General features: G+C 59.5%; 12 protein-coding genes. 7 read left to right on the top strand and 5 right to left on the bottom strand.

Annotated elements, in window-relative coordinates; translation table 11 throughout:
• Positions 1-131 precede the first annotated feature (131 nt).
• The 4 genes from F0169_RS19795 to F0169_RS19780 all read left to right on the top strand — a co-directional run bounded on the left by F0169_RS19795 (position 132) and on the right by F0169_RS19780 (position 6,239).
• Positions 132-3,899: a hypothetical protein gene (locus F0169_RS19795; RefSeq protein ID WP_152747406.1), complete on the top strand. Its 3,768-nt coding sequence runs from the start codon at positions 132-134 to the stop codon at positions 3,897-3,899.
• 87 nt (positions 3,900-3,986) lie between these two features.
• Positions 3,987-5,336, top strand: a complete 1,350-nt coding sequence (mpl, locus tag F0169_RS19790; RefSeq protein ID WP_152747405.1) for a UDP-N-acetylmuramate:L-alanyl-gamma-D-glutamyl-meso-diaminopimelate ligase — start codon at positions 3,987-3,989, stop codon at positions 5,334-5,336.
• Positions 5,333-5,962 (top strand): flavin prenyltransferase UbiX, encoded by a 630-nt coding sequence (gene ubiX, locus F0169_RS19785; RefSeq protein ID WP_122251531.1) that lies wholly within the window; start codon positions 5,333-5,335, stop codon positions 5,960-5,962. The genes mpl and ubiX overlap by 4 nt, the downstream gene beginning before the upstream one ends.
• Positions 5,955-6,239, top strand: a complete 285-nt coding sequence (locus F0169_RS19780) for a YceK/YidQ family lipoprotein (protein ID WP_058412882.1) — start codon at positions 5,955-5,957, stop codon at positions 6,237-6,239. The genes ubiX and F0169_RS19780 overlap by 8 nt, the downstream gene beginning before the upstream one ends.
• 147 nt (positions 6,240-6,386) lie before the next feature.
• Here F0169_RS19780 and F0169_RS19775 read toward each other — a convergent pair whose 3' ends face one another.
• From F0169_RS19775 to F0169_RS19765, 3 genes are all read right to left on the bottom strand, one after another.
• Positions 6,387-7,028, bottom strand: a complete 642-nt coding sequence (locus tag F0169_RS19775) for an oxidoreductase (protein ID WP_152747404.1) — start codon at positions 7,026-7,028, stop codon at positions 6,387-6,389.
• Positions 7,029-7,057: 29 nt separating this feature from the next.
• Positions 7,058-8,776 (bottom strand): C13 family peptidase, encoded by a 1,719-nt coding sequence (locus F0169_RS19770; RefSeq protein ID WP_152747403.1) that lies wholly within the window; start codon positions 8,774-8,776, stop codon positions 7,058-7,060.
• Between the two features lie 105 nt (positions 8,777-8,881).
• Positions 8,882-9,337: a MaoC family dehydratase gene (locus F0169_RS19765; RefSeq protein WP_152747402.1), complete on the bottom strand. Its 456-nt coding sequence runs from the start codon at positions 9,335-9,337 to the stop codon at positions 8,882-8,884.
• Between the two features lie 193 nt (positions 9,338-9,530).
• On the opposite strand from F0169_RS19765, the gene F0169_RS19760 reads away from it, so the two are divergent.
• Genes F0169_RS19760 through F0169_RS19750 form a run of 3 tightly spaced genes read left to right on the top strand, consistent with a single transcriptional unit; the run spans position 9,531 to position 11,211 of the window.
• Positions 9,531-9,893: a CidA/LrgA family protein gene (locus tag F0169_RS19760; RefSeq protein WP_058412886.1), complete on the top strand. Its 363-nt coding sequence runs from the start codon at positions 9,531-9,533 to the stop codon at positions 9,891-9,893.
• Positions 9,890-10,606 carry an LrgB family protein gene (locus tag F0169_RS19755; RefSeq protein ID WP_058412887.1) on the top strand — a complete coding sequence of 239 codons (717 nt, stop codon included), beginning with the start codon at positions 9,890-9,892 and terminating at the stop codon, positions 10,604-10,606. The genes F0169_RS19760 and F0169_RS19755 overlap by 4 nt, the downstream gene beginning before the upstream one ends.
• Before the next feature lie 11 nt (positions 10,607-10,617).
• Positions 10,618-11,211, top strand: coding sequence for an LON peptidase substrate-binding domain-containing protein (locus F0169_RS19750; protein ID WP_058412888.1), 594 nt, complete (start codon positions 10,618-10,620; stop codon positions 11,209-11,211).
• Here F0169_RS19750 and F0169_RS19745 read toward each other — a convergent pair.
• Entirely contained in the window at positions 11,205-12,521 is a 1,317-nt protein-coding gene (locus tag F0169_RS19745) for a bifunctional DedA family/phosphatase PAP2 family protein (protein ID WP_152747401.1), read from the bottom strand. The genes F0169_RS19750 and F0169_RS19745 overlap by 7 nt on opposite strands.
• An 89-nt stretch (positions 12,522-12,610) precedes the next feature.
• Entirely contained in the window at positions 12,611-13,294 is a 684-nt protein-coding gene (locus F0169_RS19740) for a DNA-3-methyladenine glycosylase (RefSeq protein ID WP_152747400.1), read from the bottom strand.
• Between the last annotated feature and the right edge of the window lie 52 nt (positions 13,295-13,346).

Genomic DNA, 13,346 nt, shown 5'->3' with positions numbered 1-13,346 from the left:
ACCAAGCCCCGCGCTTTCAAATAAACAAGCGTGGGTCTTGGTTTTTTTGACAACGGATTTTAGCGTCGAGCGCAATTAACTGCATCGCTGCCTGTGATAACCACCGAACTGCTCAAAGGTAAAACTTAGCCATGACTGTGCAAAGTGCTGGTTCGCTGCGTGGCGCACTGCCGAATAATCGTCCACGTCAGCCCTCGGCAGACGTGGACGCTGGGGCAACTAACTCGTTGACGCATTCTTTACCGGTTGCGCAGAACCCGCAGGCGTCTACTGCTGCGGCCGATGCGCGTTTGGCACAACACTACGCTAAACTTGTTTTAACATCGCAGCGCATACCCGTTCCGCCAGCGTCCACCTTGGGGCATTGGATTGAGGCATTGAAGTTAGCCGCCGATTCCCCTTTGCTCAAACGTTTGGCCGCGCTCGTTGGGGGAAGTGTAAAAACCCTTCATATTATTCCTGACAAGGGTGAACTCCATTTTGAAGGGCGCGCACGACTAAATCGTCAATCACCTGAGCTGGCCGACCTACCGGGCGGCAACGACCTGATTGATAGTTTGATGGCCGCCGCCAAAGTACTCGCGCCCTACGGAAATGTTGACCTCCCCTATGATTATCAGCCCGACGGGTTTGGCAACTTCACCGTCGATTCAAGTGTCATTCAGCATTTTTACCATGAGCCCCCGACGGTGTCGCGGCAACAAACAATCATCCGTTCAAAAGAGCTCAGCAGTGTTCCGCTTTTCAGGGGGCATGACGCGTTGCCCGATAACGACAAGCTTCTGAACGTCTTGCGCATGATCGGCGATGCCCACCAGTTGGATAACTTGCTTGGCGCTATGAAGGCGCAGATTGATACGCCCGATGCGCAACTGGATTTGGACGCTATTGTTGTTGAGGTCGCGCCGCATTCTGCTTTGTGGAGTGCACAACAAAAACAACCCGTGACCCTCAGCCTGAAGCAACTGATCATTGGCCATGGCTTGCAAGTTCCGATCACTTTGGACGCACTTGCCAACGTGCATCGCGCGTTGTCCGTGGCGCCTTTGCGTGCACCCAGTGAGGGCGACTATGGCGGGCTGTTAAGCAAAGACATGCCGCTGGGGGAGGCCGATCAACATAAAATAAGCGAGGTCGTAAGCGACTGGAAAGCCCTTCAAACACAAGTGCCGCTTGATGGCCAAGGGCGTGCGCCCAGCCTTATCGAGTATCTGCAGCGTGCTGTCCCTGCATCGGTAACGGCGCGGGCCGGCGAAGACATCGAGGCTTTTCTCAAGGCATTGATCAGCACCCCTCAGGCTCGCGCGCTGGGTAAACAGCTGCAGGAGGCGATTGGCGCACTGCCGACTCAGACCAGTGCCCAAGAGTCGCTGCTCGCAGCATTAGGCTTGGACGCCGATCCTGTGGCAGGCCAGCAACGCAACAATCTGGCCGGGTATAACCTGCGCCAGAAAGATAACTGGGGGTTGTCGCCGGCACATATAAAACAACGTTTTGAAAAGCACCTGGAAAGCCGGTTTGGCCCGCAGTTGGCGAAGGTGGTGGCTTATCAATTGCTGGCGCTGTCAGCCCCCGAGTTTCTGGTCAAAGACCAGCCTCCTGCACTGGTTTACGGCTCCCAGCAATGGGCATCGTTCAGCGCAGCTGTCATGCGCCGCGAATTGGACACGCCAGGCGCATCGGCCGGGCACGCTTATGCTGACATCATGCAGCGCGATGCCCTGGAGCCCATAACAGAGGTCGGGCAGGCGCAGTTGCAGGCCGCGGCAATGAGGTCTGTGGTCGACTGGGGCATTGCCAATGAGGTGATCGAGCAAAGCAGTGACGATGCCTACGCCGCCGAGACCATCGATCGCGCGGTTATTGCCCTGCAAAAGCAGGTCGATAATTTGGTGGAGGGCGCCAAAGCGGTGGATACCCCCATGCCCAATCGCCGGGCGTCGGCATTGGCTGAATTAAGCCGCGTCTACGGCGTTAAAATGGAACGTTTCTTTGAAGATAAAACGCTGCTCGGTGATCTTCCGCCGGGTTCGCGCAAGCGTGGGACTTACTCGCTGTTGGATATTTATATGTCCGGCGATTTATACAAACATGCTTGGACCGCCTCAAACGAGCACTTCACAACGGCCGATATTCAAGCAGGCTTTTCCAAACTTGCGGATATAAAAACTACGTTTGATAAGCAGTTCAATGCCTACGCCGATGGCGTGAAGCAGTATGTAGAAACAAGCTTTCAGTATCAATTATCGCTGTTGCCGGTTGAAGATCGGCTGATGATCGAGCGCGGTAAAGTCACCACTTTTCATCTCGGCTCGCCTTCTGGTCATCAAGGGCCTGTGCGCGCAGGCCATCCGATGTTTGACTATATAGAAAGTGGCACGATTCTCATTAGGGCCGAACTGGGCGCGAAAACCTGTCATTATTTGTATTCGCCTTCAAAAGGCAGAATTATCAAGGACATGGATCCCTCCAGGCCTGGGCTTTGGGCGCCGGGGTCTCGCCTGTATTTTTCCATGGAGCGTCCTGGACGGCCCGCCGAGCAAGAAGATACGGTGACCATCCTGTGGCAGGCACTGGGTACTGCATGGCCAAAAAAAGACAAAGTCGACTTCGCCGCGTTGTCTATTTATCCATCGAAGTCACTGGAAACGCCATTAACCGAACCGTATCCCGCGTCAGAGGCAATGGTTGCCTCGAAGCGGGTCAACGAGTTGGCCTCGGTGGTCAGTGCATTTTTCAGCCGGGGTGTGGACGACGCCAAAAAAATATCCTACGGCGAAACGACTCAAGAGCGCGATGTGCGAAGGGACAAAGCCGGCGTGGCGTTCCTGCGCAGTCTCATTCCCTTTTACGACGCCGTTAAAAGCTTCAAGAACGGTCGATCGCTGGAAGGGAGTCTTTACTTGTTGCTTGATCTTATCGGGTTGGTCGTGCCTGCTTTTAAAGGTGGCGCCTTAGCGGTCAAGACAGGAGCCAAGGGGCTCGCGTCAACCATGAGTTTTCTGAAGGGGTTTGTGACAGCAGGCGTTAAAGCGGCTAACCCCTTGCTGGGCCTTTATGACATCGGGCGTGGGGTATTCCAGTTGGCCAAGTTTGCCAAGCGCGGCTTTAAGTCTGCCTCTCCCTTGTTCAATAAGTTGCATCACGCGCGGGGGCACAGCGGTAGTTTTGACATTCCTCGTGCAGGCAAAACAGACAGCGTCGCCGAAGGCATTTACCGGCCCGTGGGCGCAACAGCCGAGGCGCTTCCTACTCAAGCAGTGCAACGAAACGGCAAGTGGTACGCCTATGACGCTAATTCTATGTTGCCTTACGGCGCTCCGTTGAAAGGCTTCACGCCCAATGCGGGTTCCGGTTTTTTTAAGCAGGCAGCACACGATGCTATTAACGCGACTGTCGATGCCGGGTTCGGCGCTGGCATTGGCTTGGCGTTTCAGCTCTTACAGCCGCGAAAGCTGGTACAGCGTTCGTTTCAACTCCCCTCTCTGCCGCAAACCGAGTCGGAGCAACTAGATGCAGCCGACAGGGTTGGCAGGATTGTCGATCAAACATGGATTGCCCGCGCTCAGACACTTCAGCGGGCCGTCCAACTGGCGAATGAAGACTTCGCAGAGGTGGCAGGTGTCGAGGTGCAAGCCGCTGACATCGCGTCGCAAGAGGTGCCAACCGACATTAGTCAGCACTTGGATCAAATGCACGCCGATCTGGGCGCGCTTGAGGAACACGTCGATGAAGGAGCGCAAGCGCTCAGCGTGTTTTTCAAGCGCCATATTCCGGCGCCTGTTGACCTGTTGAGCAGTAATTCGGTGCGTGATCGATTGAATGCCATAGAGAAACGATTGGCCGCGGTAAACAAGGCGCTACGCAAGATGAAGGCGCTTGGCAGCGAGGCGGCATGAGGGGTGGCGCTGGGCGAAGAGGACCGTTTAATAGGTGCGATTTCCCCCTCCCTGCGCTAACCTGCCTCGATGTTCAAGAGGTCAACCATGCACATTCATATTCTCGGTATTTGCGGCACTTTCATGGGCTCGATGGCGGTTTTGGCCAAGGAACTGGGCCACCATGTCACCGGCTCCGACGCTAACGTTTATCCGCCCATGAGCACGCAATTGCAGGCTCAGGGTATCGAGTTGACCCAAGGCTACGACCCATCGCAATTCGACCCGGTCCCGGACCTGGTGGTGATCGGCAACGCCATGTCCCGTGGCAATCCTGCGGTCGAGTACGTACTCAATAAAGGCTTGCCGTATGTCTCCGGTCCCCAGTGGCTGGCAGACCATGTGCTGCAAGGTCGCTGGGTGCTCGCGGTAGCCGGCACGCACGGCAAAACCACCACCAGCAGCATGCTGGCGTGGGTGCTGGAGCACGCGGGCATGAGCCCGGGCTTCCTGATCGGCGGTGTGCCGCAAAACTTCTCGGTGTCGGCGCGCCTGGGTGAAACGCCGTTCTTCGTGATCGAGGCGGATGAATACGACAGCGCGTTTTTTGATAAACGCTCCAAGTTCGTCCACTACCGCCCGCGCACGGCGATTCTGAATAACCTGGAGTTCGATCACGCTGACATCTTCCCTGATCTGCCGGCGATTGAGCGCCAGTTCCACCACTTGGTGCGCACCATTCCGAGCGAAGGCCTGGTCATCCACCCGACCACCGAGCCTGCGTTGCAGCGAGTGATCGACATGGGTTGCTGGACGCCGGTGCAAACTACCGGCGCGGGCGGGCAGTGGCAGGTCAAGTTGCTCAGCGAAGACGGCTCTAAATTTGAAGTGCTGTTTGAAGGGCAAGCCCAAGGTGTCGTTGAGTGGGGCATGACCGGCCAGCACAACGTCGCCAACGCCTTGGTCACCCTGGCGGCCGCGCGGCATGTAGGCGTGGTGCCAGCCATGGGCATTGCCGCGTTGAGCGCGTTTAAAAGCGTGAAGCGCCGGATGGAAAAGGTCGCCGACGTGAATGGGATTACCATTTACGACGACTTCGCCCACCACCCAACGGCGATTGCGACCACGCTGGATGGCCTGCGCAAGCGCGTCGGTGATGCCAACATCATTGCGATTGTCGAGCCGCGCTCAAACTCGATGAAGCTTGGCGCGCACCGTGATGGCCTGCCGGAAAGCGTCAACGATGCCGACCAGGTGGTCTGGTATGCGCCCGCCAACCTTGGCTGGGACCTGCCGTCCATTGCAGCGCTGTGCACTGTGCCCTCAACCGTCTGCGATTCCATCGAAGGCATTATTCAACACGTCAAACTCAAGGCCACACCGGGCACCCACGTGGTGGTGATGAGCAACGGCGGCTTCGGCGGCCTGCACGGCAAACTGGCCGAGGCGTTGAAATGAGCGGCCCGGAACGCGTGACCCTGGCGATGACCGGTGCGTCCGGCGCACCGTATGGCCTGCGCCTGCTTGATTGCCTGGTGCGCGAGGAACGCGAGGTGCATTTTTTGATCTCCAAGGCCGCACAACTGGTAATGGCCACCGAGACCGATGTGGCGTTGCCGCCCAAGGTGCAGATGATGCAAGCCTTCCTCACCGAATACACCGGTGCGGCGGCGGGGCAGATCAAGGTTTACGCTAAAGAAGACTGGATGTCGCCGGTGGCCTCCGGCTCCGGTGCGCCGGCGGCGATGGTGGTGGTGCCGTGTTCCACCGGCACTTTGTCGGCGATTGCCACAGGCGCCTGCAACAACTTGATCGAGCGTGCGGCCGACGTGACCCTGAAAGAGCGCCGGCAGTTGATTCTGGTGCCGCGCGAGGCGCCGTATTCGAGTATTCACCTGGAGCACATGCTCAAGTTATCGAACATGGGCGTGACCATCTTGCCTGCATCGCCCGGGTTCTATCACCAGCCGCAGACCATCGATGACCTGGTGGATTTTGTGGTGGCGCGCATTCTCAACCTGCTGAATATTCCCCAGGACATGCTGCCGCGTTGGGGCGAACACCATTTGAGCAGCGATGAATAAGGCGCTGTTAGTTCTGCTGGCCCTGCAACTGACGGGCTGCGCCACCGCACGCACGCTGGATGCGGCGCAGCCTGGCGCGCCCGTGGTGTACGCCGGCACACGGCTGGATTTGTATGCGATTAACGGCGGCTGTTGCGCCAAGGACCGGTTTGGCGCTGAAGCGCCGAGCTACCCGCACATCGACCTGCCGGCCAGCGCGTTGCTCGACACGCTGCTGTTGCCGCTGTCGGCGTTGACGGTATTGGGCGTGGGCTTCAATGCAACCGGTGGTCTGTAGCACCGACCTCGCAGGCAACCCAAAACCAATGTGGGAGCGGGCTTGCTCGCGAAGGCGGCGTGTCAGTTGATGCCTACGTTGACTGATCCACCGCCTTCGCGAGCAAGCCCGCTCCCACCGTTTGTTGTGTGCCAGCGCTCAACGACGTTATTTGCCGAGCTTGCGTAGCTCGTCTGACTCCACCACGCGCACGCCATCTTGCTCTTCGAGCGCCAGGCGCCACATGGCGCGGGCTAGTTCGCACACTTCGATGCCGTGGTATTTGCCTGGAATCAATCGCGACAATGTGCCCGCCAGTTGTTCGGCCAGGCGCGGGTGCAGGCGTTCGCCAAGTAACAGTGACGGCCTCGCGATGGTCAGTTGCGGCCAGTCCTGCGCCTGCAACGCCAACTCCATTTCGCCTTTGACGCGGTTGTAAAAGATCGAGGATTTCGGGTCGGCGCCAATCGAGCTGATCACGATCAAGTGGCGCGCGCCCATTTCCCGCGCGCGCTTGGCGAAGGCCACCACCAGGTCCAGGTCGACTGCGCGGAAGGCCGCTTCGGAGCCCGCCTGCTTGATGGTGGTGCCCAGGCAACAAAAGGCGATATCGACCGTGCCGCTCAGTTGTGGCAGCAGTAGCGCGGGGTCGCCTACCGGGTTTTCCAGGCGCGGGTGTTCGGCCAGCGGCTTGCGGCTGGGCGCCAGTACACGGGTCACCGTGGGTTCGTTGAGCAGGCGGTCGAGCAGGTGTTCGCCGGTCAGGCCGGAGGCGCCGGCGAGCAAGATATGTTGAGGTGTCAGGTACATGGTGTTTCCCCCTTGTTACACATAGCAGCTTAGTTGCCTTTGGCTTCCTTGCTATTCATAGAGACGCTTTCGAGCGCCTTTCGTGCCTGCTGTTTGCGTAATAATTGCCAGTGAGCGATCACGCCTTTGGGGGCCCAGATCTGTGGTTCAGAGGCTTCGAAGTTGTCCGCTTGTTCGCGCTCGGCCACCTGCACTTGGGCCAGTTTGAAGGCTTGTTGCAAATCGTCGGTCTGGTTGAAAGCTTGAGCGAAAAGAGCATCGCCAAAATAGGTGAAATCCGCCTCCTCGGAGCAACCAAACGACACGCGATCCGCGCGCGAGGCGGTCATGATCAGCGTGCGCTCATCTTTCAGCGCCGGGATAAACCCGCCGGAATAGCAGGCTGAAATCACCACCACCTTGTCGCGGGCTTTCAGCGGTTCGAGCACCGCCGCCAGTTCATCGGCGGGCAGGTCGGCCAGCTCCATGCGCGGCTGGTCGAGCACCAGTTCGTGTTCGTGGGTGCCGTGGCTGGTCAGGTAGATAAACACCAGGTCTTCCGGCCCGGTGCGCTCGGCCAGGGTTTGCACGGCGCGGCGCAGGCTTTCGCGGGTTGCCAGCGGGCGGTCGGCGATGTGGTCGCGGTGGTTGACCAGCCGGATCTGCCCGCGTGCACCGAAGCGCGTGGCGAGCAGGTTGCTGACGTAATCCGCTTCGCGCAGGAACACACTTTGTTTGCCATCGCCCGCCAGCACCAAGGTGTACAGCTCCACGGCGGGCGTGGAGGGCGGCACGGCAGCGAGGGCGGCATCGAGCAAACGGCCTTGGGCCAGTACGCCGATTTCGAGCGGGTCGGGCAACAGCTTGCCGTCGGCATCGCGCACACGCAGGCCATTCACCCAGGTGCCGGCCTGCACAGTGCCGTCGGTGAGTACGAGGGTGCCTTTACCTTGATAGCTGTCGCTGTCAAAACCGCCGATGTAGAAGCTGCCATCGGTGAGGTTCAGGCGGCCTTCGCCGGTGAACCGCCAGTCGCTGAACTGCCCGATATAGTGGCTGCCGTCGACGCCGATCAACTCGCCTTCGCCGCTGAGTGCGCCTTCCTTGAACTGGCCGATCCACACGTCGCCGTCGGCGTTTTCGTAGCGGCCTTTGCCGTTGAGTTGGTTCTGTTTGAACTGGCCGACATAAATGTCGCCATCGGCGCTGTTGAAGGTGCCGTTGCCTTCGAGTTGGCCATCGACAAAATGGCCGCTGAACTGGTTGCCGCTGTCGTCGTTGCGTTGGCCTTCGCCGTTCGGTTTGCCGTGCGCGAACTGGCCCTGGTATTGGCTGCCATCGGCCAGCTCCAGGCGGCCAAGGCCGGAATACTGGTCGTCCTTGAACTCGCCGCGGTAGGTCATTTGGCCCTCTTTGAGGGTGCCTTCGCCGTTGCGCCGGCCGCTTTTGAAGCCGCCGACGTAGCTGCTGCCCGGGGTGGTCAGGCTGCCCTGGCCGTCGAACAGGCCTTGCTGGAACTGGCCTTTATAAACCTCGCCGTTGCTGCCATGCCATTCGCCCTGGCCGTGCCACTGGCCTTTGTCGAACTGGCCGGCGTACCAACTGCCGTTGGGGTAATCCACGCGGCCCTGGCCTTGCAGCAAACCATTGACCACATCGCCACGGTAGCGGCCGCCATCGGGCAAGCGCGCATCGGGCGGCAACAGCGATTCGCCGTCTCCGCAAGCGGTGAGCAACAGGGCAAGGGCAAGGGGGGCGAGTGGGCGCATAGCGGGATCCGGATAATTGAGCGCCGAGTATGCCGCAGCTAAGAACTTCATACATAAATTTACATACACTGTGGCAAGGTTTCTCACCTCACCACAGGCGCGGCCTTACACGAAGCAGAGTGATAACGACTCGGCGATGTAAGCAGGCTTTTCCTGGCCTTCGATTTCCAGGGTGGCGGTGGCCTTGAATAGCCATTGGCCAGGTTTTTTCTCGGTCACGTCAGTCAGGGTGACGTTAAGGCGCACCTTGGCGTTGACCTTCACCGGCTGGATGAAGCGCACGCTGTCCAAACCATAGTTAATCGCCATCTTCAGCCCTTCGGGCATGATCAGGATGTCTTCCATCAGTTTGGGCATCAGCGACAGCGACAGAAAACCATGCGCGATGGTGCTGCCGAATGGCGTTTGCGCGGCCTTGACCGGGTCAACGTGGATAAACTGATGGTCGCCCGTGGCCTCTGCGAACAGGTTGATACGCGCCTGATCGATGGTGAGCCAGTCGGAACGTCCCAGTTCCTTGCCGATATAATCGTTGAGCTGCGCTACAGGTACACAGGGCATTGCGACTCTCCTTGGGGGTATCGGTTTTTATCACCCAGGCGCCGACGGGGCGGGTGTTTTTTGTGGGTTACACAGACCCAATCTAGATCATCATGCGCAACCAACCCGGTCAACCCACCATGCTTTTGGCGAATGCCGGTGCATAGGGCAGGCATGCTTATAATGCGCGCGAGTTTTGAGGGGGAGAAAACGCATGCTGTTACGTGGGCTGACTTGGCTGGTGCTGTTTCAATTGATTGGCACCGCGCTCAACCATTTGCTGTTGCCGGTGCTGCCGGGGCCGATCATTGGCTTGCTGTTGATGCTCGGCTTTTTGATCGCACGCGGCGAAGTCGGCGAGCCGTTGAGCCTGGCGGCCAGCAGCCTGTTGCGTTATTTGCCGCTGTTGCTGGTGCCGCCCGCCGTGGGCGTGATGGTCTATGCCAAAGACATCGCGGCAGACTTCTGGGCCATCATCGGCGCGCTGGTGTTGTCGCTGGTGATCGCGATGGGGTTTGTCGGCGTGTTGATGCAAAAGCTCGTCAAGCGCCAGGCGCGCCCGGAGCAGGAACAATGATCTTCGACACGCAAGGCGCGTGGACGGCAGTGATTCATCATCCCCTGTTTGGCATCGGCATCACCCTCGGCGCCTATCAACTGGTGCTGGCGGGGTTTGAGAAAACCCGCTGGGTCTTCCTGCAACCGGTGCTGGTGTCGATGCTGTTGGTGATCGGCGTGCTGCTGACCTGCGGCCTGAGTTACGTTGAGTACCGCAAAAGTACCGAGATCATGGGTATCCTGCTCGGCCCCGCGACCGTAGCGCTGGCAGTGCCGCTGTATTTAAACCTGCGGCGAATTCGGCAATTGTTCTGGCCGATTCTGACTACGCTGGTCTTGGGTGGCGTGCTGGTCACCGGCCTGTGTGTACTCTTGGGCGCGTGGTTCGGCGCCGGGCACCGGATGCTGATGACCATGGCGCCCAAGTCGGTGACCTCGCCGATTGCCATGCTGGTCGCCGAGCAGATCGGTGGCGTGGCCGCATTGGCGGCGGTGTTTGTGCTGATCACCGGGGTGATCGGCGCAATGATCGGCCCGGCGTTCCTGTCACGCCTTGGGGTGCACAGCCCCGAAGCGCGCGGCATGGCCTTGGGCATGACCGCCCACGCCGTCGGCACCTCGGTGGCGTTGCAGGAAAGTGAAGAGTGCGGCGCCTTTGCGGCGCTGGCCATGAGCCTGATGGGCGTAGCCACGGCGGTGTTCCTGCCGTTGGCCGTGTCGGTAATTGTTTAAAGGAAACCTTTATGAGTCTGGCCCTGTTCCCGCTCAATACCGTGCTGTTCCCAGGCTGCACCCTCGACCTGCAACTGTTCGAGGCACGTTACCTGGACATGATCAGCCGCTGCATGAAAAAGGGCGAAAGCTTCGGTGTGGTGTGCATTCTCGATGGCCGGGAAGTCGGCATGGCCCCGGATGGCTACGCGCTGATCGGCTGCGAAGCGCTGATTCGCGACTTCAAGCAACAAGACAACGGCCTGCTGGGGATTCGCGTCGAAGGCGGGCGCAGGTTCCGTGTGCGTGACGCCGGAGTGCAGAAGGACCAATTGCTGGTGGCCGAGGTGCAATGGCTGGAAGAGCTGCCCGACCGCGTGCTGGAAGACGAGGACGCCGACTTGCTGGCGTTGCTTCAGGCACTCGCCGAACACCCGATGGTTGCCTCGCTGGACATGGACGCCCGCGCCGATGGCCAGCAAGCCTTGGGCAATCAGTTGGCCTACCTGTTGCCGTTCACCGAGGCCGACAAGATCGACCTGCTGCAACTCGATGATCCGCAGCAAAAGCTGGACGCGATCCAGATGTTGCTCGACGAGTTGCAGGGTGAACTCTTCACTCAGTAGGCGTAGCGCAGCAAGGCATGCGGTGTGCCGGTGAGCGCGATAAAACTCAGCACCGCCACCAGCGCCGGGAGCAACAGCCACCAGGTTTTTTGCGGCATGGCCGGCAACGGGCTGCGGTATTCGCTGGCGGCCAGGCTGAACGCGCACACCGTCATCGCCAGCAGCGTGCCGGCCAGAATGTCCGTGGGCCAATGTGCGCCGAGGTACACCCGCGACAGCGCGATAAAGGCTGCCGGAATACAGCCGAGCAGCATCCAGGTCAGGCGTAAGCGCGTGGGTTGCCCGCGACCTGCCAGCACTGCCAGCGCCAGGAAGAACGCAAACGCGCCGGAGGCGTGGCCGCTGGGCATGCTGAAGCTGGTCAGTGGGTCGGTGAGGATTTCTGGGCGGCCGCGCGCAAAAAACAGCTTGGTGCCTGTATTGATCACTGCCGCCCCGGCCAACGTAGCGCCAACAAACACCGCGTGCCGCCATTGCCGCGCAAGTAACAACAGCCCGGTGAAAATGGCGCTGGCGAAGAACATCTTCTTGAACTCGCCCAACTGGGTGATCCGCACCATCACCTCGTCCAGCCACGGGCTGCGATGTTCCTGCACCAACGCGCTCAGGCCTTGATCGAAGTGGTTGAGGTGCGGGTAGCCGATAAACATCGCGATCAATAACGTCAGGCTGGCGCAGCCCATCCATAAGGTTGCGCGACGATGGCCGCGCAAGCTGCTGTTCAAGCTCAGCCCCAGCAACACCGCCAAACACACCGCCACAACGCCTGCTTCCGGCCAGAAACCTTCTGGTAACGGCAGGCGGAAGGCGGCGCCGGTGGCCCAGCCAGGCAGTAGATACGCCACCGACCAGCCCGCCGCCGCCAAAATGCTCACGGCGGCAAAACGCGGGAAGGGCATGTCGCACATGCCAGCCACCATCGGTAGCATAGGCCGCAGCGGGCCGATGAAGCGCCCTACAAGCAAGCTGGCAATGCCGTACTTATGAAAGTAGGTTTCTGCGCCGTTCATCCATTCAGGGTGGTGACGCAAACCGGGTAGGCGCCGGATGTTCTGATGGAAATGTCGGCCCAGAAAGTACGACACGCCGTCGCCCAGCAAGCCACCGAGGAAGCCCAGTAACAGCGTTTCGCTCAGCGACAGCGCACCGCTGCCGGCGAGTGCCGCAATGGTAAACAACAACACCGTGCCCGGCACGATCAGCCCGGCTATCGCCAAACACTCCACGCACGCGACGATAAACACCGCCACCGCCAGCCATTCGGGGTTCACGGTGAGCCAGGCGGTAATGCTATCGAGCCATTGGCCCATAAAACGTCACTCCCTCTATGCAATACATCACTCGAAACGCTGAAGATCCACTGTGTTGCAGGTATCAATATTCAGCAGGCGCAGCCGGTTTAAACCAAAAAGTAATCGCGGCCTTCGACCTGGCCCCGGCGCAGCGGGTTCCGTGTGCAATAAGGCGCATAGCCAGCATCGACGAAACGGTACATCAAGTGTTCATCGCGCCCGCTGGGGATGCCCAATCGGGTGGTCTGAATAATCTGCGATGGTGGTTGGCCCACGTCCTCCACATACAGTAATTGCGGGTCGAAGCGCTTGGCGTCCCACATCGGCACCTTCAAGCCCAAGGCTTTGCATAGCAGGGTCTGGCCTGCGCAGAGTTTTTGCGAAGCGCGAGGGCTGCCGTCGGGATTCGGGTTATTCAGCAGCATCTGCGCCAGGCTCGCAGGGCCGGACACTGCGTCCACCCACGGATAGGCCGATTTGATCAGCACGGCATTACCCGGGCCTTGCGCGCTGAAGTTCAGCGAATCGCCGCCACGGGCGTAGTACATGTAGATGTGCCCACCATCCAGAAACAAAGCCTTACGTTTTTCTGTGTAGCCGAGTGAGGCGTGGCTGCCTTTTTCGGCCACGTAATAGGCTTCGGTTTCGATGATTCGCGCTGAAAGCCAGCAATCACCGACGCGATGGCGTATGACTTTTCCGAGTAATTCGCGCGCAAGAAGCTGCGCGTCGCGGTCGAAGAAGCTGTCGGGCAGAGGGCTGGCGGGGAGCTTGGGGGCGAAGTTGGGCATGGCGATCAGGGGTTAGTACGGCTAAATGTGACGGAATAATAACAACTCCCAC

The organism is Pseudomonas kitaguniensis (assembly GCF_009296165.1).
Lineage (GTDB): Bacteria > Pseudomonadota > Gammaproteobacteria > Pseudomonadales > Pseudomonadaceae > Aquipseudomonas > Aquipseudomonas kitaguniensis.
The sequence above is the reverse complement of the archived record's forward strand: the minus strand, read 5'-3'. Positions and strand labels throughout refer to the sequence as shown.

Coding starts and splice junctions, on each gene's coding strand:
- F0169_RS19795 (WP_152747406.1), top strand. CDS start 132: ATGACTGTGCAAAGTGCTGGTTCGCTGCGTGGCGCACTGCCGAATAAT.
- mpl (WP_152747405.1), top strand. CDS start 3,987: ATGCACATTCATATTCTCGGTATTTGCGGCACTTTCATGGGCTCGATG.
- ubiX (WP_122251531.1), top strand. CDS start 5,333: ATGAGCGGCCCGGAACGCGTGACCCTGGCGATGACCGGTGCGTCCGGC.
- F0169_RS19780 (WP_058412882.1), top strand. CDS start 5,955: ATGAATAAGGCGCTGTTAGTTCTGCTGGCCCTGCAACTGACGGGCTGC.
- F0169_RS19775 (WP_152747404.1), bottom strand. CDS start 7,028: ATGTACCTGACACCTCAACATATCTTGCTCGCCGGCGCCTCCGGCCTG.
- F0169_RS19770 (WP_152747403.1), bottom strand. CDS start 8,776: ATGCGCCCACTCGCCCCCCTTGCCCTTGCCCTGTTGCTCACCGCTTGC.
- F0169_RS19765 (WP_152747402.1), bottom strand. CDS start 9,337: ATGCCCTGTGTACCTGTAGCGCAGCTCAACGATTATATCGGCAAGGAA.
- F0169_RS19760 (WP_058412886.1), top strand. CDS start 9,531: ATGCTGTTACGTGGGCTGACTTGGCTGGTGCTGTTTCAATTGATTGGC.
- F0169_RS19755 (WP_058412887.1), top strand. CDS start 9,890: ATGATCTTCGACACGCAAGGCGCGTGGACGGCAGTGATTCATCATCCC.
- F0169_RS19750 (WP_058412888.1), top strand. CDS start 10,618: ATGAGTCTGGCCCTGTTCCCGCTCAATACCGTGCTGTTCCCAGGCTGC.
- F0169_RS19745 (WP_152747401.1), bottom strand. CDS start 12,521: ATGGGCCAATGGCTCGATAGCATTACCGCCTGGCTCACCGTGAACCCC.
- F0169_RS19740 (WP_152747400.1), bottom strand. CDS start 13,294: ATGCCCAACTTCGCCCCCAAGCTCCCCGCCAGCCCTCTGCCCGACAGC.